Here is a 16,184-nt window from a genome sequence, read left to right on the forward strand (position 1 = left end):
CTAGTGCAGCTCGAGGCGGCGGGACATATCGGAGGCGAAGACGCCGGTCGGGTCGATGTCGTTGCGGGTCTTGAGCCAGCCCTCGAGGCCCGGGTACATCTTGTGGAAGTTCTCCGCCGAGGTGCGGGACTCCTTGGCCAGGTAGAGGCGGCCGCCGAATTCCATGACGCGCTTATCCAGGTCGTCGAGGAAGGCGCCCAAGCCCGGCTTGATGGGGAAGTCCACGCAGACATTCCAGCCCGGCATCGGGTAGGACAGCGGGGCCTTGTTGCCCGGGCCGAAGAGCTTGAACACGTTGAGCGCGGAGTAGTGTCCGGACTTCTGCATGTCGCGGATGATGTCCTTGAAGGGCTCGACGGCGTCAGTCGGCACCACGAACTGGTACTGCAGGAAGCCGTTGGAGCCGTAGCCGCGGTTCCACTCGCCGATGAGATCCAGCGGTTGGTAGAACTGCGTGAGGTTCTTGACCTGGTTACGCGCCGGGGCGCCCATGAGGTAGTAGGCCTCGCCGATAGCCATGAGGGAGAGCTTGTTCATGGTGAAGTTCGGGAAGATATCCGGAACCGTCATCAGCTGCGGGGCATTGAACTTCAGCGGGTCCTTCGCCAGCTTCGGGGCGAGCTCCTCGAGCTGCTCCAGGGTGGCCAGGGAGCCGCGGGAAATAGTGGAGCGGCCCAGCTTTGGCTCCGGGGAGATGACGTCGAACCACGCGGAGGAATACGTGTAGTTGTGCTCCGAGCCATCGGAGTGGAAGGTCACGGTCTCATCGAGGTTATCGGTGCGGTCGGTATCCGCGATGAAGTAGGCGGTTTCCGTCTTGGTCATCTTGATCTGCGCGCGCAGGATGATGCCGGTCAGGCCCATGCCGCCGACGGTGGCCCAGAAAAGATCTCCTTCTGGATCCTCATCTGAGCCCTCTGGGCTCAGATGTAGTACGCGGCCGTCGGCGACGAGCAGCTCCATGGAGGTGACGTGGTCGCCGAAAGAACCGGCGGAGTGGTGGTTCTTGCCGTGGATGTCGGGGCCGATAGCGCCACCGATGGTGACCTGGCGGGTACCTGGCAGAACCGGAACCCACAGGCCGTAGGGCAGGGCGGCCTTCATGAGCTGGTCCAGGGTGACGCCACCGTCGACGTCGACAATGCCCGACTCCGGATCGATGGAGTGGATCTTGTTGAGCGGTTGCATGTCGATGACGAGGCCACCGGCGTTCTGCGCCGGGTCGCCATAGGAGCGGCCCATACCGCGGGCGATGACGCCGCGGCGCAGGTGGGAAGGCTTATCAGCGTTGTCCTCAGCCACCTGGGCGACGGCCGTCTTGATGACATCGACGTCTGGGGTGGACAAAACGTGGGCGGTTGTCGCCGCCGTGCGGCCCCAACCGTGGAGGGACTTCTCAGTAGTATGCAGTTCCATCTCTTACTCTTTGATTCGATGTGATGGGTCGGTTTTCCACCCTACCTAGGTGGCAGTGCCAGTGGCGTGAGTGAAAACGTGAGATTAGGTACAAAAGCCAAGTAAACGGAACATTTGTACTGTCTGGTTGTGTGGTTTTAGTTCGGAATTAGTACAGATCCATAATCTCGCGGATCTCTTCCGGCAGCTCTTCCTGGGAGGTAATCTCCGGGCCTTCGTACCCGCGCAGGATCTCATAGACGCGCCCGCGCGAAGCTGAGTCGAGGATGGGCAGTTCCTCCGCGATGAGCCGCGTCATAAAACCATTGAGCGGCAGCGAGGTGTGTTCGGTGGCCAGAAAGTGGCCGTGACGCTTGTCTTCCTCGGCGCGCTCATCTTGCGCTGCTCGCTGTGCCGGGGTGAGATGCTCTTTTTTAGAGGAGTACATGCACGGTAGCCTACCGCCCGCCTAAAGTGGGGCGGTATGACCTCTCCTAAGCAAGACAATTATGCGCTGGATGACACCCTCGCTGGACGCATCACCCAGGCCGCGGCCGTGGGCATCATGACCGCGTTCCCTGACTGGATCAAGAATAAGACTGCGCTTGTTTTCGCCTATGTGCTGTCCTTCCTCGGGTTCGGCGCGCTCGTGGCCGTTACTAATGCAGAGAGCCACGAGGGCCTCCCGGAACCGGAGACTCCCGACGTTCCCGTGTGGGCCATCCCGGTTGCCTTCGCCATTCTGGTGCTGGGCGGATGGATCACCATCAAGACTGAGCAGAGCGTGGTCCGATTTATTCGCCGCCGCGGCGTGGCAAAACCGTGGACGGTATGGGGCGGAATCAGTGCTGCCATCGTCTTCATCCTCAGCGAGCTCGAAGCACGCGAGCTCACCGCACGTAACTAAAAATGCGTATGGTGGGGCACATGAGCTCACAGGTCACAGATTTGGCGCAGGTCCGCGCCAATCGTGGTGAAACCCTCCTGTGCCAGGTGTCTAACGTCCGCGCTGAGGCCGAGGTGCACCGCCAGATCGGTTTCTCTGACGCGCTCACGTTGGAAGAGCTCCACCACATTCTTGAAATCTGCTTCGGGCTGCCACAAGAGGATTCACCGTGGCACTTCTTCGAGCACACAGATGCCCGCGGCCAGCGCATCGATCCGAGCCACACCGTGCGCGAATTCTTGAGCCGCGAAGGCGAGCAGGTTGATTACGCCTGGGGGCTGTGGGACTTCGAAATCGTTGTGGTGGAGACCTACCCGCGCGATAGCGGGACGCCGGAGGCCCTGTGCGTGGGCGGTTCCGGTTCTTTCCAGACCCCCTTTGATCTCACCGCCGTGAATGCGGAGCTCACGGGCCAGGAAACCATCGATGAGGTGTTGGATCTTGTCATTAGTCCCGTTCGCGCGCTGATTGAGAGAACCCGTCTCTACGACTTCGTTCCGCTCCTCCTAGCGCTGGATCTGAAGCGTGAGGTAAGCATTGATGCTCAGGCATTCCGCCAGCTGCGCACCTTGCCGCGCGAGGTGACGAATGAGGGCAAGGATGCTTTTTGGTCCATGGCTTTGGCGCTGTCCTGCATGGGCGGGCGCGAGTTGACTGATTCCGTCGTAGAGACCGCCATGGCCGCTCTGGGCTGGGTCGACGATGATGGCGAGGAACTACGTGGTTCAGCGATTCGGAAGCTGTGCTCGGCGTCGCTTAAGGTTTTGTCATCCCTCGGCGCCTATGGTGACAACGCCGTCGCGCCCGTGGACCGCCTGGACATTTACCGCGCCCTTGTCCGCGGGTAAAGTATCTCGCCGTGACTGAACCTACCTCTAGCATGAAGACCCAGCTCGTGCGCTTCGTGTCCGTCGGTGTTTTCACCGCGGCGATTGATTACGGCCTTACCCTTTTTCTGACGTACCTAGGCCTGCACCGTTCTTTGGCGAAGGCGATTGGCTGGGTCTTCGGCACTATCGCCGCCTATGTGGCCAATGCCCGGTGGACTTTTGGTGCTCAGGTTTCCGGCCGCACCGCCGGTGCCGTGGGCTTGCTGTACCTGTCCACCTTTGCAGTACAGAATTTCCTGTACTGGGCGCTCAACGCCCCGCTGATCAGCTTGGGCTTTGACGGCGCGGTCAAGGACACCATCGCCTTCGTCATCGCACAAGGCGTTGCCACGGTGACCAACTTCGCCATTCAGCGCGCCTTCATCTTCAAAGGAAAGTAACCATGGCTGGTCGCGCCGAACGCCTCTCACGGTCGAATTCCCTGCAGGCGCAGGGCGCGAAGTTCGCAATCACGGGAGCCATTGCCGCGCTTATCGACGTCTCCCTGACCTGGCTCTTTCAAATTGGCTTAGGGGTATTCGGCGATGTGGCCTCGCGGACCGTTGGCTTTGCCGCCGGCACCTTGGTGGCTTATCTATTGAATCGGCGGTGGACCTTCAACGCGCGGGCATCGAAGCGCCGCTTTGCTGCCGTGTTTGCCACCTACGCAATGACCTATGCGATCAACATTCTGCTGTATCGCTGGACCTTCCCATTCTTTGATCACACACTGGACTGGCCTTCATCTTGGGCACTGGCAGTGGCTTTCGTGATTGCCCAGGGCACAGCAACGCTTATCAACTTCTTTGTGCAGCGGTGGGTGATTTTCCGCAGCACGCGCAAGTCCTTTGAGGTTTAGGGCCGGCGGAAATCTTCCTTGCGGCCGCGGTTGTGCAGGCGCAGCCACTCCATAAAGCCCTTCACGTCATGTTGCTGCACGATGAAGAACCAGCCAAACCGCGCGAATTCTTGCGGTAGCAGCTTGCGCATGCCGCGCTGCCACAACAGGTAGCCGCGGTTGCGGTAGGTGAAGAAGCGCTTGAACTCGCCCTCCGGGTATTGGGTATGCATTTTGCCGCCGAGGATGGGCTTGAACTCATCGGAGCCATCCGGGTGCAGGTAGCTCGTGGTCAGCGCGGTGCCGAAGTTTAGGCCCGAGTTGACCAGGCGGCGGTGGTACTCTACCTCATCGCCGCGAATGAACAGGCGGTAGTCAGGCACGCCGATGATTTCCATGGCTTCTGCGGAGATGAGTGCGCCGTTGAAGAGGGAGGCGATGCCGGGGAGGAAGTCACCCTCCAGCTCGTTCATGTAGCGGCGCCACACCAGGCCCTGGCGCAGTGGGAAGGCCAGCTTGGCGGGTTCATTGATATTGCACACGGCGGGGGAGACTTCGTGGAGTGCGTTGTTTTCCGCAACTCGGTAGAGCTCCTCGAGCACCTGGTGGTCGGCGGGGCGTCCGTCATCATCCGCACACCACACCGCATCCGCGCCCAGGGCCAGAGCCGTCAGGAATCCCAACGCGAAGCCGCCGGCGCCGCCCAGATTGGTTTCGGAAGGCACGTAGATGCCGCGCTCGCCGGCTAGTTCGTGGAGGAGATCCTCCACTGCTGCTTCCGCGCCGTTATCCACCACGATGACCCATTGCACCGGGTGCGTCTGGTTCACCACCTGCTCAAGGGAGGCGCGTAGCAGTTCCACGCGCTGGTGGGTGACGATCACAGCGGCCGTTTTTCCGGCCTGGGACAGGGTGGCAGTCATGGGTTCTATTGTGCCACCTGTAATGAACTATACGATGCTGCCATGGCTGTAAAAAGTATCGAAGAAATGTGGGCTCCTTTTAGGGTTTCCGTTCACGTAGGTGAGCTGACCTTACGCGTGCTGCGTGATAGCGACATCGCTGCGATTCATGGTGTCACTGCCGCCGAGATTTTTGGCGAGCCGCTACCGGATTACACGTTTCCGTGGTTGAAGCAGAAGCCTGATCCAGGTTTCCGGTGGGCGCACCGCGCGCAGATGTCCCCGGAGGAGTGGTCGCTCGACTTGGGAGTGCATCTTGATGGTGAAGTCATTGGTTCGGTGGATCTGCGGGCAAAGAATTTTCCCGATAACCATGAGGTCGTAACCGGATCGTGGATCTACCACCGCCTTCAGGGCCGCGGCATTGGTACGCAGGTCCGCCACGCCGCTGCGGTTTTTTGTTTTGATTACCTGGGTGCGAGCCGGTTGCGTTCAGAATGGGAGCCGGGGAACGAGGCGTCCCAGGCTGTATCGCGCAAGCTGGGCTACACCATCGAAGGCAACAAGGCCGTGCTGCGCAAAGAGGACTACCAGCCGGGGCCGGAAGTGATTGTGGCCGGGATGAGTGAGGAACTGCGCGAGCTTCTGGGAGCAAACTTCGCAGTATGACGAATAATTCGTGAAAATGGGAGAGTTTCTACTCATTTTCACGGAAACTTGTAGAATATTGGCATGCTTAACGTGCGGACCGCCTCAAGAATTGACGCTCTTCTTGATCAATATGCAGCGTTGCGGGAGGACAACTCCGAGGCCATTGCGGAGATTGCACGCGCAGAGGTGGCGGAGTCGGTGTATAACTCGAACGCCATTGAGAATTCCACGCTGACTTTGGAGGACACCGAGAACATCTTGGCGGGGTTCACCGCCAGAGCCCACGATTTACGGGAAGTCTTTGAGGCCAAAAACCTGGCGGACGTGACTGAGGAACTTATTCGGGGCGTCGGTAAGCTCGATGCACACCTCATTCTGCGACTGCATGGCATGTTGCTTCGCGGCATCAATGACGACTGGGCGGGGCGCTTTCGTCGAAGGGGGGAGTGGGTTCGCGTGGGCGCTCATATGGGGGCCAACCCGGAATACGTGGACAGGCTGGTGGACACAGCCATTGCCGAATACTACGAGGACACCAGCTTCTTTGTTGACCGAATCGCGCGGTTTCATGCGGAATTTGAAACCATTCATCCTTTTTCAGACGGCAATGGGCGCATCGGGCGCGTCATTATCAATCAACAGCTCTTGGAGTTAGGGGCGCCGCCCATCATCATTCCGAACAAGGGAAAAGAGCGCCACTATTATCCTGTGTTCCGTGGCTACCCAGTTAGTGGGGACTTCTCTGCGCTGAGCACGCTTATCGCTCGGCAACTCATCGAGTCCCTACACAAGCGTATAACGCTCATGACCGCGCCGAAGGTGATTCGTCTATCGGAATGGGCAAAGGCTAATGGCGTTTCTGGGTCCGCGGCCGCCAATAAGGCGGCGCGGGGTAGCATCCCGGCCTTCCGACAGCGCGGAACGTGGATGATTGATGCGCAGTATGGCAGTGACAACAAAGGCCGTGGCTAGGCGTTTTCCTCGTTGTCGAAGCGCTTGCGCAAATCCCGCACGTACTGGCCTACCTCAGGGCCTTCGTACTCGCCGACGACCTCGGAGACCTCGCCCACCGAGCGAATCTGGCCGTGGTCGATCCACAGGGCGGTATCGCACAGCTGCGCCAGGAAGTCGTTGGAGTGGGAGGCAAAGACCAGGATGCCGGAGCGCTTCACTAGGTCCTGAAGACGGACGCGGGCCTTGGCCATGAAGGCGGCGTCGACGGCGCCGATGCCTTCGTCGAGAAGCAGGATCTCCGGCTCAATGGAGGTCACCACGCCCAGTGCTAGGCGCACGCGCATACCGGTGGAGTAGGTGCGCAGCGGCATGGAGAGGTAATCACCCAGCTCAGAGAATTCCGCGATCTCATCCATCTTGGCCTTCATCTGCTTGATGGTCTGGCCCAGGAAGAGGCCGCGGATGATGATGTTGTCATAGCCGGAGACCTCTGGGTCCATGCCCACGCCGAGGTCGAAGACGGGGGCCACGCGCCCGCGCACGTCGGCGGCGCCGCGGGTGGGCTCGTAGATGCCGGAGAGCAGGCGCAACAGAGTGGTTTTGCCCGCGCCGTTGTGGCCGACGAGGCCGACGCGATCGCCCTCGCGCAGGTGGAGGTTGATGTCTTTGAGCGCTTCCACCATGACCACGTTCTGGTCATTCTTGCCAATGGAGCCACCGGCCGTGGAGAGCATCGCCTTCTTGAGGGAGCGGGACTTGGCATCAAAGATGGGAAAGTCCACGCAAGCGTTATACGTATCAATGGAAACCATGGACGATCCTTTCTAGACCCAGTAGGAGACGCGGAAGCGCCACTGGCGCATGGCCAGGCCGGCGATGAGCAGGCCGGCGACGGTACAGCCGATGACGATGAGCCAGTGATAACCGGCGACGGGCTCGCCGATCATAGGGGCGCGGATGATCTCCATGTAGTGGTAGAGCGGGTTGATCTCAGCGATGCGCGCGCGGCTGGCCACGGCACCTCCCTGTTCCTTCAGGGTGTTGGTCATCCACACGATCGGCGTGACGTAGAAAAGCAGCTGGGTCAGAGCCTCCAGCAGCGGGGCGACGTCACGGAAGCGGGTGGCGATGATGCCGAAGAACATGGCTACCCACACGCCGTTAACCAGGAAGAGTCCTAGCGCCGGGATGAACAGGAAGAACTCCCAGCCCAAGTGGCGCGGGAAGATAAGAATGAGCAGCAGCCAGATGATGAGGTTGTGGCCCAAGAAGAGGGTTTGCCGCCAGACAAGTCGGTAGACGTGCACCGATAGTGGTGCGGGCAGCTGTTTAATGAGTCCCTCGTTGTCGATGAAGACCGTCGATCCTTCCTTGATGGCGCCGGAGATGAAGTTCCACATAATCAGGCCCACAGTCACGTGGGGCAAGAATTCTGCAACCGGGATCTGGAAGAGCATGGAGTACAGCAGGCCAAGCGCCGCAGCCATCACGCCGGTCGCGATGGTGATCCAGAACGGACCCAGCACCGAGCGGCGGTAGCGCTGCTTGATGTCTTGGATGCCCAGCTTGAACCACAGCTCGCGCTGGCGAGCGCCTTGCAACAGATCGGCGAAGGCCGCCGACATGGTCATGGAACGCGAGGCCGGCTCCTCACCGGGTGCAGGCGTGGAGGTCATGCGGGCTACGTCGTCACGCAGGTTTTTCTTGTCTTGCACGTCCTTCACCCTAGCGCGCACCTCCGCCAAACACCTACACACACGCCCTTAACCTGGGAAAACACGAACGAGCTGGGAAAATCGAGGGTTAGGAAAGATTTACATGGGGCGTATAGAGTAGGGAGCGTTCATCCGCATCGGGAGGAAGGGTTGAAGCATGACGGAACAGTATGACGTCGCCAGCGTGCGAGGTTTTTACACTGGTCTGTCCGATGGTTGGACCTACCTGAACGCACACGCCGCGCCGCAGATTGCGGAACGCGTGGCCTCTGGTGTTGCCCGCTCTTTCCGCATGTCCGCCACGGTGAAACCGCTGGAGGATGCCGTGGGCGCGCACTCGGCGCATCACGAACCAGGGGAGCTCCACGCGGCGGACATGTATGCCTCCGCGCGCCGGGCGGTGGCGGATCTCACGGGTGCCACGGCGGAGCGGGTCATCCTGGGCCCGTCGCTGCCGGTGCTGTACCAGGCTTTGGGCGTTGCACTGCGCCCGCTGCTGCGCCGCCAATCCTCGGTGGTGCTCTCCCGCTTTGATTCGCCGGAGTTTACGAGCGCGTTTGCGCACCTTGGTACCGATATTCGGTGGGCGCAGCCGGACTTGGGTACGGGTGAGCTGCCGGCATTCCAATACGCTGATCTGGTTGATGGCTCGACGCGTTTTGTCGCTTTTTCTGCCGCCCACGAGCTGCTGGGCACGGTCACGTCGGCCTCGGAGATTATTGATTCGGTCCATGAGCGTTCGCGCGCCTGGGTGCTTGTCGACGTCTCCTCGATCGCCCCCTACCGTCTCCTCGACTTTGATGCGATTGGGGCGGATATCCTCGGCGTGGATGTGGGCGCTCTGGGTGGCCCGCAGATGGCGGCGCTGGTCTTCCGCGATACCGCGATGTTCCGCCGCCTCGATGAGCTTGTCGTTGGCCCGGTCTCCGCGGGCTTGGCGGGTGGCGTTGGTCCCTTGGTGGATCATCTGGCGGAACTCGCAGGAGGGGAGCGCGGTTCGCGCCGCGTGCGCCTGACGCGTTCGATGGAAGCCCTCGCGAGCTACATGGAGGATCTCACGGGGGATCTCTATAGCTTGTTGGGCACGCTTCCGGCCGTTCACATCCTTGGGGTGACGGGTGAGGCGGCAGCCGACGCCTCCGATGACCGCCTCCCGCGCCTGACCTTCGCCGTGCGCGATGTGCCTGCGGATGTGATTCACCGCCGGCTCTTCGACAATGGCTTGGTTACGACCACCGCCCCGCACACGCCGCTGCTCACGGAGATGGGCGTGGAAGAGGTCGGCGGTGCTGTCACGGTTTCGCTGAGTCCGTTTAGCACGTACCACGACGTTGAGCACCTCACCCGCGTGGTCGCGTCCCTGGCTTAGACCTCGAGGACGAGCTTGCCCGTGACTTCGCCGGAGTCGAGGGCTTGGTGGGCTTCGGAGGCGCGAGCAAGCGCAAACGTGCGATGCAGGTGGTGCTTGACGCTGCCGTCCTCCAGCCACGGCCAGACGTTTTTAACGGTGTCCGCAACGATGGCGGCCTTGCCCTCCAGCGAGCGGGAGCGCAGCGTGGTGCCCTGCAGCGTCAGGCGCTTGTTGAGGAGGATGCCCATATTGAGCTCGGTTTTTGTTCCGCCCTGCATGCCGATAGTGACCATGTGGCCGCCCTTAGCCAGCGCGATGAGGTTCTTCTTCAAGTACTTCGCGCCCATGATGTCGAGGATGACATCGCACTGGTTCTTTAGTTCCTCGGCGAAGTCTTGCTCGTTGTAGTTGATGAGGATATCCGCGCCGAGCTCCTTGCACGTGGCGAGCTTTTCTGCGGTTCCTGCCGTCACGGCGACGGTGGCGCCCAGTTGTTTCGCCACCTGGATGGCGAAGGTGCCGATACCTCCCGCACCGCCGTGGATGAGGATGGTCTGGCCCTTGTCTAGTTTCGCCTCCATCGCGATGTTCGACCACACGGTGCAGGCCACTTCGATGACGGAGGCGGCCTCGGCAAAGGAATAGCCGCTGGGGATGGGCAGCAGCTGGCCCTTGGGTACGGCGACGTATTCGGCATAGCCGCCGCCGGCCAGCAGTGCGCCGACCTTGGAGCCAACCTCGACGTCGGTGTCGCCTGCATCGACGACTTCGCCTGCGACTTCGAGACCAATAATCTCCGAAGCGCCCGGCGGCGGCGGGTAGTGCCCGCGGGCCTGGAGCAGGTCGGCGCGGTTCACACCGGCGGCTTTGACTTTAACGAGGACTTCGCCGGCTTGGAGTTGTGGCTTATCGGCTTCCCCCAACTCCAGTGAGTGTGGGTCTTCCAGATTGGTCTGAATGATGGCTTTCATGCCACACCACCGTACTTAAATCCAATCATCCTCGACGAGAAACGCGTTGACCGCGATGGCTGCGGCGTTGGCCTCGCCCATCGCTACTGCCACCTGTGCCGGCGGGTTAACCACGTTGCCCACGGCCCAGATGCGCGGGTGGCTGGTGGCACCGGCGGGGCCCACCTTGATGAGGCTTCCGCCCATCGCAGCCGGCGGGCTGTGGCGTTCGAGGTTGAGGTCAGCGAGGAACTCATCGTGCGGGTGAGGAACAGGCATGTAGAACAGGGCGTCGACGGCATGTTCGCTGTCTCCAACCAGGACCTTTCCATCTTGGAAGGAGGTGACGGGGCCGTCGACAAGCGCAATGCCGCGCCGAGTCAGGTCCGCGCGCTGCTCCTCGGTGAGCTCCATGCCGTTGGTGAAGAAGGTGATGTCCTTGGACCACTGGCGCAGGAGTGCCGCATGGTGCAGGGAGAACTCGCCGATGCAGAGAATGCCGAGCGCCTCGTCTGCTACCTCGAACCCGTGGCAATAAGGGCAGTGGAGGACTGTATCTCCCCAGTTTTCTTCGAGGCCCGGGATGTCAGGATGCACATCGTCCACGCCGCTGGCGACGATGATGGAGCGGGCCGCGACGGTCTCTCCGTTGCTCAACGTGGCGGTGAGCGTGCGGTCATTATCGGTGACGGAATCTACGGTGGTGTTCGCGATTGTTACGCCGTAGCTGCGCAGCTGCTCTTTGCCGCGCTCCTGGAACTCAAGGGGTGGTGTGCCCTCGAGGGCAATGACACCGTGGATTTCGTGGGCGAAGCGGTTGCGGGGAGTGGTGGAATCAACAACGAGGACACTGCGGCGCGCGCGGACCATGACCAGTGCTGCCTGAAGGCCGGCCGCGCCACCGCCGATGATGAGGGTATCGACTGTCTGCATGGGCCCGAGTAAACCAGAGCAAGGTGCGTGCGGCAATGGTTTTCAGTAGGTTGTGTTGGGCGCTTTGCACAACGTGATGAGGCGAATTCTTCTCCCGTGGCGGAGTCTAGTACTCTGAACGTGTTGCGCGCGGTGCATGCTGACGCGTGACGAGGAGGCGTGGCAGAGCGGCCGAATGCACTGGTCTTGAAAACCAGCGTGGGGAAACTCACCGCGGGTTCAAATCCCGCCGCCTCCGCCAATTGTTTTGGGGGTCATTTGTTCAGGCTCTGCTTCTTGTCCTGCGCGGCTGTAACGAAGCTCAGAACGCATCCTGCCAGTAGGAATCCGCTAATTTGCAGGTGGGTGGCCCAGTTTCCTCCGCCGCCAGCGACGGCGAGAAAAATCGAAAATGCAACTGCAGCTACGCAGTGGATGGCTAACCGGCTATGTGCGCCTAGACGCCGTTGTGGCCAGGCTTTCCCGATGGCCCAGCTCACTGCTGTGAGAATGGCGTAAAAGGTGATTCCCGCTAAAGCTCCTGGAACAAGGTAGAGCATGGATTCATCTCCTCTCGGGGGCGGAATGACTGGCCGGTTTTGTTTATCTGAGAGGAATTTTGCCTATTTCCGGTAAACATCTCGTCGGTGAGCAACGCGCAGGGCGAGCACCACGAGTTTTCCGTCTATGATTTCATAAACCACGCGATAGTGTCCGACTCGAATTCTATACAGGTCGTCCGAGGCTTTTAACTTCTTTACTCCATCCGGGCGAGGGGTAACGGCCAAGTCTTCGATTGCAGCAAGTAGTCGCCTCTGTGTCGGCCTGTCGAGCTTGCGTAGCTCCTTGGCTGCGGATGCCTTATAGGTGATGTGATAAGTGGAGTCAGCCATAGAAGGCGATTAGGTGAGTCCGAGTTCTTTTTTGAGGTCTTCGTGTGAAATCTCTACGGCTTCTCCTCGGGCAATCTCTGCGGCCTGCACATCCTCACGATCTTCTAGTGCTTCGACTGCGCGGGCGAAAAATGAAGGAGAGACGACAAAAGCGCGAACACGGGTTCCACGACTAGTGATGGCGACGGGTGTGTGCTGTGCCTCTTCAAGAATTTGGCTTTGGGATTGGCGAAATTGACTGGATGCCACTGACATCGTTTTCATACAGCAAATGTACATCTTGTACATTTTGGTGGGCAAGGGCCGCGGGATAGAGGGTTGCTGTTTATCCGATCCGCCCCGCCAGGATGCGCGGCAGCGCCTCCGCTGCGGTGGCGGTGACCACCACGCTGGCAAGCGGTGAGAGGTCCGTGGGCTGCGGGGTGACTTCCACGATGGGGATGCCGCGCGCGTGGGCAATTTGTGGCAGTCCGGCGGCGGGGTAGACCACGCCGGAGGTACCTACGATGAGCAGCGCGTCCGCGGTGGACATGCGGCGCTCGGCCTCGGCCCATTCATCGTCGGGCAGGGCCTCGCCGAACCACACCACGCCCGGGCGCACGAGCCCACCACACACGGGGCATTCGGGTGGAGTGATGCTCTCGACCGGTTCGTTCGGCAGTGCAATGTCCTCGTCATACGGAGTGTCGCAATCGGTGCAGCGGAAGGCGAACAAGGATCCGTGCAGGTGAACCACGTCTTGGCTTCCTGCACGCTCGTGCAGGTTATCGATGTTTTGCGTGGTCACCGTCATGCCGCGTGCGGCGGCAATTGCGCGGTGCCCGGCGTTGGGCTCGGCCCGCTGCGCTAGCTGTGCGCGCCACAGGTACCAGGCGAACATGGGCTTAGGCTCGGTACGCCATGCGCTTATCGACGCCATCGCCACCGGATCCACGTTCTCCCAGATGCCCGTCTGCGCATCGCGGTACGTGGCGATGCCGCTGTCCGCGCTCATGCCCGCGCCGGTGAAAACCTCGACGTGGGTGGCATCAGAAAGAATCGACTGTGCGCGCTCAAACAGGTGCTCCATGCATCTAGAGTACGTCGATGAGCACGCAGAATGCTATGGATGCGCTAAGTGCGATGCCCATGCGCCATAGGTAGCGGCGGCCAGGTTCGTGTGCGGTGTTGATCTGCAGCTTCGAAGGATTCGTGGGGAAGACTGCCATGCACATGGGGTCTGTGGGCTCGTTGTAGACGCCCATGCCACCGGCAAAACGAAGTGCTTCGTTGCGAACCTGTTCATCATGGTCGGTGGGAATGGCTTTCACGGCCTTCGCAGATGTCAGCGTTAACCGGACACCCTGAATCATGATGAACACTGTGAAGGCTATCCACGCGGCCACGAGGAGAAAGCCAGAGAACGGGATATCCGGAATGACGGTGCAGACCGCAGTGAGGCACACGCAGACCGTCATGGTGAGGACTGTTTGGGCAATGAACGTGGCGGTCTTCTGCGTGAGCAGCTCCGCGCGTTGTGCGGTGGCCTCGGAGAACGGAAGAGCTGACTCTGCCGGAACATCCATTGTTTTTCGAGCCAGCGAGATCGGCGGCACGCACAGCGGCAGCGCAATGGCGAACACAACGCCGATCCACACCAGGACCGTTGCGTTGAGGAAAGATTTGGGCTCGAAGCGGTCCGGGTTGCCCGAGCCATCGAAGTGGACCGGGATGGGATCAGGCACCGAATCCCAGCGCAGCAGCATGTACACCAGCGTGAGAGCACACACCACAGCGGTAGCGACGTAATACTGGCGGCTTCTCATGCCAGTGAGTTTACAAGGCGACCGGCCGAGGACCTCTGCGAAAGGCGTCTGGCAAATGGCATCTGTCAAAAGGCATCTTTGGGATTAAAACGCCATTTGCGCGGGGGTAAAAGGCGTTTTTGGCTCTGAAAACGCCTTCTGATAGATGCCTTTTACAAGATGCCATGTGGGCAGAGGAGACTGAGCAAGAGTGCGGGCTATGTGTCGTTGTGCTCCTGCCAGGCATCGATGCCGCCGCGCAGCGAGTAGACGTTGCTGAAGCCGTGGGTGCGGAATGGGTCTTCATTGGTAATGAGCTTAAAGGGCGACCGGCTGATTCTTTCCACGCTACGTGGTCTGGGTGAGCAGGTAGAGTCGAGTCCAAGCTGACCAAGAACCGGAAAGGACAGTAGCCGGCAATGGAACCTTATGTTGGAATTGTCGTGATGGAGCTTGCTAAGAAGTCCAGTTCATCTGCCCAAAGCTTCTTCCGCGAGGACTTTTATATTGTGTATGCGGAGTCGGACGAGAAGGCTCGAGAACGCGTTGAAGCGATGGCGAACGAGCAGGCCGATGGTGAGGATGTGAAGGTACGGCACATCGTGGATGTCGCGCCAGCCCTCTATGGTTATGTAGACCGCGATTGCGATCTTTACTCGCGGCACTTTGCGAACCTAGAGGACTACGAGCGTTTCGAGATGAAGCTCGGCGGAACTGACCCGCTGGCTGATTAATCGTAGACTTCGCGAAGAAACCTGCTGACTCTCTTCTGTGTTGGCCTGGCTAGCTTTCGGAAGGCTTTCGCACCGCGTGGCGTGAAGCTAATCTTCCACGCCACATTCAGCCTCTAGTTCTTCAAGAGAAATGGTCTCTAGCTCGCCTCGGCGTCGGCTTCGGCCGAGAGTTCGGAGATGTGCTCTTGCCAGGCGTCGATGCCGCCGCGCAGCGAGTAGACGTTTCTGAAGCCGCGGGCGCGCAGGGCCTCGACGGCCTGGGCGGAGCGCAGGCCGCTGGCGCAGTAGAGGACGGCAAGGTCGGCGGGGTCTAGGGTCGGGTTGTGGCCGGCGAGGATCTCATCGAGCGGGAGGTGCTGCGAGCCGGGGATGAGGGAGGCGGCGCGCTCGGGGGAGGTGCGGACGTCGATAAGCGTGGCGTTCTCTGGGATCTCGCGGATGTCCGTGGGGTTGTCGGGGCGCGCCGGGGTGGCGCCGTTCGCGCGCACGGGGATGTATTCCCAGGTCCCGGCGAGGGAATCGTAGTAGCCCAGCGTGCCGATGAGCGGGGTGCCGATGCCCGTGAGGAGCTTGAGCGCTTCGACAGCCAGGGCGGAGCCGGCCACGCCGACGACCGGTCCCAGCACGCCGGCCTGCGAACAGGAGGGCACCTGCGGATCAGTGGGGAAGAGGTCTTCGTAGACCGGGCCGTGGCCGGAGTGGAAGACGGTGAGCTGCGCGTCGTATCCCAAGAGCGAGGCCCACACGTGCGGAATGCCCAGTTTGTGGGCAGCCCAGGAGGCGAGGTGGCGGGAGTAGAAGTTATCGGTTCCGTCGATGATGAGATCAGCGCCGCACAGTTGCTCCAAGGCGGTATCGGGTGTTAGGCGCGAGAATTGCTCGACGGTGCACTCCGGGTTGAGGGCGTTTAAGGCTTCGGCGGCGGATGCGGTTTTGGGCTGGCCTACGGTTGCTGTGCTGTGGATGACTTGGCGGTGCAGGTTGGAGAGGGAGACGGTGTCGTCGTCGAACAACAGGATGCGCCCCACTCCCGCGCCTGCGAGATAGAGAAGGGCAGGTGAGCCGAGGCCGCCGGCGCCGATGACGGCGATGGTGGCGTTAGCCAGGAGCTTTTGAGTGTCAGTTCCCCACAGGGTTTCCTGTCGTGCGTAGCGTGGACTCATTCTGAAGTGCTCCGAGTTTTCCTAAGCTTTGTCTTCGTTCCAAATTATTTCTTATGAGGCCCACTCGATCGTTGCGATTTCTACCTCCACAACATCATCCTATCTGCGAGTTTGGGAAAGCCGCTGG

At 60.7% G+C, this 16,184-nt stretch carries 21 protein-coding genes and 1 tRNA gene; 10 read left to right on the forward strand and 12 right to left on the reverse strand.

Going from position 1 to position 16,184, the window contains the following annotated elements; genetic code table 11:
• Together dprE1 and CAURIM_RS00525 are read right to left on the reverse strand one after the other, a co-directional pair.
• Positions 1 to 1,416, reverse strand: coding sequence for a decaprenylphosphoryl-beta-D-ribose oxidase (dprE1, locus tag CAURIM_RS00520; RefSeq protein WP_201828844.1), 1,416 nt, complete (start codon positions 1,414 to 1,416; stop codon positions 1 to 3).
• A gap of 148 nt (positions 1,417 to 1,564) precedes the next feature.
• Entirely contained in the window at positions 1,565 to 1,843 is a 279-nt protein-coding gene (locus CAURIM_RS00525) for a hypothetical protein (RefSeq protein WP_201828843.1), read from the reverse strand.
• A 36-nt stretch (positions 1,844 to 1,879) separates the two neighbouring features.
• Between CAURIM_RS00525 and CAURIM_RS00530 the strand changes: the two genes are divergently transcribed.
• From CAURIM_RS00530 to CAURIM_RS00545, 4 genes are read left to right on the forward strand one after another with little or no spacing between them, the layout of a single operon-like run.
• Positions 1,880 to 2,302, forward strand: coding sequence for a hypothetical protein (locus tag CAURIM_RS00530; RefSeq protein ID WP_201828842.1), 423 nt, complete (start codon positions 1,880 to 1,882; stop codon positions 2,300 to 2,302).
• A 20-nt stretch (positions 2,303 to 2,322) separates the two neighbouring features.
• On the forward strand, positions 2,323 to 3,189 hold the full coding sequence (locus CAURIM_RS00535) for a plasmid pRiA4b ORF-3 family protein (protein ID WP_201828841.1): 867 nt from the start codon (positions 2,323 to 2,325) through the stop codon (positions 3,187 to 3,189).
• Between the two features lie 32 nt (positions 3,190 to 3,221).
• On the forward strand, positions 3,222 to 3,611 hold the full coding sequence (locus CAURIM_RS00540) for a GtrA family protein (RefSeq protein ID WP_201829473.1): 390 nt from the start codon (positions 3,222 to 3,224) through the stop codon (positions 3,609 to 3,611).
• Positions 3,612 to 3,613: 2 nt separating this feature from the next.
• A complete protein-coding gene (locus CAURIM_RS00545; RefSeq protein ID WP_201828840.1) occupies positions 3,614 to 4,069 on the forward strand; it encodes a GtrA family protein in 456 nt (151 codons plus the stop codon).
• Here the strand turns inward: CAURIM_RS00545 and glfT1 are convergent.
• A complete protein-coding gene (gene glfT1, locus CAURIM_RS00550; protein WP_201828839.1) occupies positions 4,066 to 4,971 on the reverse strand; it encodes a galactofuranosyltransferase GlfT1 in 906 nt (301 codons plus the stop codon). The two genes, CAURIM_RS00545 and glfT1, sit on opposite strands and share 4 nt — an antisense overlap.
• A gap of 42 nt (positions 4,972 to 5,013) precedes the next feature.
• Here glfT1 and CAURIM_RS00555 point away from each other — a divergent pair, with 42 nt between their 5' ends.
• Both CAURIM_RS00555 and CAURIM_RS00560 read left to right on the forward strand, forming a co-directional pair.
• Entirely contained in the window at positions 5,014 to 5,619 is a 606-nt protein-coding gene (locus CAURIM_RS00555; protein ID WP_201828838.1) for a GNAT family N-acetyltransferase, read from the forward strand.
• Between the two features lie 63 nt (positions 5,620 to 5,682).
• The gene (locus CAURIM_RS00560; RefSeq protein WP_201828837.1) at positions 5,683 to 6,573 is read left to right on the forward strand and encodes a Fic family protein; all 891 of its coding nucleotides are present in this window, start codon (positions 5,683 to 5,685) and stop codon (positions 6,571 to 6,573) included.
• Here the strand turns inward: CAURIM_RS00560 and wzt are convergent.
• Positions 6,570 to 7,367, reverse strand: coding sequence for a galactan export ABC transporter ATP-binding subunit Wzt/RfbE (wzt, locus tag CAURIM_RS00565; RefSeq protein WP_070561654.1), 798 nt, complete (start codon positions 7,365 to 7,367; stop codon positions 6,570 to 6,572). The genes CAURIM_RS00560 and wzt overlap by 4 nt on opposite strands.
• A 12-nt stretch (positions 7,368 to 7,379) precedes the next feature.
• Positions 7,380 to 8,231 carry a galactan export ABC transporter permease subunit Wzm/RfbD gene (gene wzm, locus CAURIM_RS00570; protein ID WP_408909955.1) on the reverse strand — a complete coding sequence of 284 codons (852 nt, stop codon included), beginning with the start codon at positions 8,229 to 8,231 and terminating at the stop codon, positions 7,380 to 7,382.
• A gap of 196 nt (positions 8,232 to 8,427) precedes the next feature.
• On the opposite strand from wzm, the gene CAURIM_RS00575 reads away from it, so the two are divergent.
• Positions 8,428 to 9,639, forward strand: coding sequence for an aminotransferase class V-fold PLP-dependent enzyme (locus CAURIM_RS00575; protein WP_201828835.1), 1,212 nt, complete (start codon positions 8,428 to 8,430; stop codon positions 9,637 to 9,639).
• Here CAURIM_RS00575 and CAURIM_RS00580 read toward each other — a convergent pair.
• On the reverse strand, positions 9,636 to 10,592 hold the full coding sequence (locus CAURIM_RS00580; RefSeq protein WP_201828834.1) for an NAD(P)H-quinone oxidoreductase: 957 nt from the start codon (positions 10,590 to 10,592) through the stop codon (positions 9,636 to 9,638). The genes CAURIM_RS00575 and CAURIM_RS00580 overlap by 4 nt on opposite strands.
• 15 nt (positions 10,593 to 10,607) lie before the next feature.
• Complete coding sequence (locus CAURIM_RS00585) at positions 10,608 to 11,504, reverse strand: NAD(P)/FAD-dependent oxidoreductase (RefSeq protein WP_201828833.1); 897 nt, start codon at positions 11,502 to 11,504, stop codon at positions 10,608 to 10,610.
• A 153-nt stretch (positions 11,505 to 11,657) separates the two neighbouring features.
• On the opposite strand from CAURIM_RS00585, the gene CAURIM_RS00590 reads away from it, so the two are divergent.
• Positions 11,658 to 11,745: transfer RNA gene (locus CAURIM_RS00590), tRNA-Ser, on the forward strand.
• A 361-nt stretch (positions 11,746 to 12,106) separates the two neighbouring features.
• Here CAURIM_RS00590 and CAURIM_RS00595 read toward each other — a convergent pair.
• From CAURIM_RS00595 to CAURIM_RS00610, 4 genes are all read right to left on the reverse strand, one after another.
• The gene (locus CAURIM_RS00595) at positions 12,107 to 12,376 is read right to left on the reverse strand and encodes a type II toxin-antitoxin system RelE family toxin (RefSeq protein ID WP_201828832.1); all 270 of its coding nucleotides are present in this window, start codon (positions 12,374 to 12,376) and stop codon (positions 12,107 to 12,109) included.
• A 9-nt stretch (positions 12,377 to 12,385) separates the two neighbouring features.
• Entirely contained in the window at positions 12,386 to 12,640 is a 255-nt protein-coding gene (locus CAURIM_RS00600) for a type II toxin-antitoxin system Phd/YefM family antitoxin (protein ID WP_408909952.1), read from the reverse strand.
• 61 nt (positions 12,641 to 12,701) lie between these two features.
• A complete protein-coding gene (locus tag CAURIM_RS00605) occupies positions 12,702 to 13,445 on the reverse strand; it encodes an NAD-dependent deacylase (protein WP_201828831.1) in 744 nt (247 codons plus the stop codon).
• A gap of 4 nt (positions 13,446 to 13,449) precedes the next feature.
• On the reverse strand, positions 13,450 to 14,181 hold the full coding sequence (locus tag CAURIM_RS00610; RefSeq protein ID WP_201828830.1) for a DUF1648 domain-containing protein: 732 nt from the start codon (positions 14,179 to 14,181) through the stop codon (positions 13,450 to 13,452).
• 164 nt (positions 14,182 to 14,345) lie between these two features.
• Between CAURIM_RS00610 and CAURIM_RS00615 the strand changes: the two genes are divergently transcribed.
• Positions 14,346 to 14,525 carry a hypothetical protein gene (locus CAURIM_RS00615; RefSeq protein ID WP_201828829.1) on the forward strand — a complete coding sequence of 60 codons (180 nt, stop codon included), beginning with the start codon at positions 14,346 to 14,348 and terminating at the stop codon, positions 14,523 to 14,525.
• Positions 14,526 to 14,579: 54 nt separating this feature from the next.
• Positions 14,580 to 14,894 carry a DUF4288 domain-containing protein gene (locus tag CAURIM_RS00620; protein ID WP_042528787.1) on the forward strand — a complete coding sequence of 105 codons (315 nt, stop codon included), beginning with the start codon at positions 14,580 to 14,582 and terminating at the stop codon, positions 14,892 to 14,894.
• Between the two features lie 137 nt (positions 14,895 to 15,031).
• Here CAURIM_RS00620 and CAURIM_RS00625 read toward each other — a convergent pair whose 3' ends face one another.
• Positions 15,032 to 16,057 (reverse strand): ThiF family adenylyltransferase, encoded by a 1,026-nt coding sequence (locus tag CAURIM_RS00625; RefSeq protein ID WP_201828828.1) that lies wholly within the window; start codon positions 16,055 to 16,057, stop codon positions 15,032 to 15,034.
• Between the last annotated feature and the right edge of the window lie 127 nt (positions 16,058 to 16,184).

Source organism: Corynebacterium aurimucosum, from assembly GCF_030408555.1.
Classification (GTDB): Bacteria; Actinomycetota; Actinomycetes; order Mycobacteriales; family Mycobacteriaceae; genus Corynebacterium; species Corynebacterium aurimucosum.

Excerpts from the sequence above, each read along its gene's own strand:
- dprE1 (WP_201828844.1), bottom strand. The coding sequence starts at position 1,416 with ATGGAACTGCATACTACTGAGAAGTCCCTCCACGGTTGGGGCCGCACG.
- CAURIM_RS00525 (WP_201828843.1), bottom strand. The coding sequence starts at position 1,843 with ATGTACTCCTCTAAAAAAGAGCATCTCACCCCGGCACAGCGAGCAGCG.
- CAURIM_RS00530 (WP_201828842.1), top strand. The coding sequence starts at position 1,880 with ATGACCTCTCCTAAGCAAGACAATTATGCGCTGGATGACACCCTCGCT.
- CAURIM_RS00535 (WP_201828841.1), top strand. The coding sequence starts at position 2,323 with ATGAGCTCACAGGTCACAGATTTGGCGCAGGTCCGCGCCAATCGTGGT.
- CAURIM_RS00540 (WP_201829473.1), top strand. The coding sequence starts at position 3,222 with ATGAAGACCCAGCTCGTGCGCTTCGTGTCCGTCGGTGTTTTCACCGCG.
- CAURIM_RS00545 (WP_201828840.1), top strand. The coding sequence starts at position 3,614 with ATGGCTGGTCGCGCCGAACGCCTCTCACGGTCGAATTCCCTGCAGGCG.
- glfT1 (WP_201828839.1), bottom strand. The coding sequence starts at position 4,971 with ATGACTGCCACCCTGTCCCAGGCCGGAAAAACGGCCGCTGTGATCGTC.
- CAURIM_RS00555 (WP_201828838.1), top strand. The coding sequence starts at position 5,014 with ATGGCTGTAAAAAGTATCGAAGAAATGTGGGCTCCTTTTAGGGTTTCC.
- CAURIM_RS00560 (WP_201828837.1), top strand. The coding sequence starts at position 5,683 with ATGCTTAACGTGCGGACCGCCTCAAGAATTGACGCTCTTCTTGATCAA.
- wzt (WP_070561654.1), bottom strand. The coding sequence starts at position 7,367 with ATGGTTTCCATTGATACGTATAACGCTTGCGTGGACTTTCCCATCTTT.
- wzm (WP_408909955.1), bottom strand. The coding sequence starts at position 8,231 with ATGACCTCCACGCCTGCACCCGGTGAGGAGCCGGCCTCGCGTTCCATG.
- CAURIM_RS00575 (WP_201828835.1), top strand. The coding sequence starts at position 8,428 with ATGACGGAACAGTATGACGTCGCCAGCGTGCGAGGTTTTTACACTGGT.
- CAURIM_RS00580 (WP_201828834.1), bottom strand. The coding sequence starts at position 10,592 with ATGAAAGCCATCATTCAGACCAATCTGGAAGACCCACACTCACTGGAG.
- CAURIM_RS00585 (WP_201828833.1), bottom strand. The coding sequence starts at position 11,504 with ATGCAGACAGTCGATACCCTCATCATCGGCGGTGGCGCGGCCGGCCTT.
- CAURIM_RS00595 (WP_201828832.1), bottom strand. The coding sequence starts at position 12,376 with ATGGCTGACTCCACTTATCACATCACCTATAAGGCATCCGCAGCCAAG.
- CAURIM_RS00600 (WP_408909952.1), bottom strand. The coding sequence starts at position 12,640 with ATGAAAACGATGTCAGTGGCATCCAGTCAATTTCGCCAATCCCAAAGC.
- CAURIM_RS00605 (WP_201828831.1), bottom strand. The coding sequence starts at position 13,445 with ATGGAGCACCTGTTTGAGCGCGCACAGTCGATTCTTTCTGATGCCACC.
- CAURIM_RS00610 (WP_201828830.1), bottom strand. The coding sequence starts at position 14,181 with ATGAGAAGCCGCCAGTATTACGTCGCTACCGCTGTGGTGTGTGCTCTC.
- CAURIM_RS00615 (WP_201828829.1), top strand. The coding sequence starts at position 14,346 with ATGTGGGCAGAGGAGACTGAGCAAGAGTGCGGGCTATGTGTCGTTGTG.
- CAURIM_RS00620 (WP_042528787.1), top strand. The coding sequence starts at position 14,580 with ATGGAACCTTATGTTGGAATTGTCGTGATGGAGCTTGCTAAGAAGTCC.
- CAURIM_RS00625 (WP_201828828.1), bottom strand. The coding sequence starts at position 16,057 with ATGAGTCCACGCTACGCACGACAGGAAACCCTGTGGGGAACTGACACT.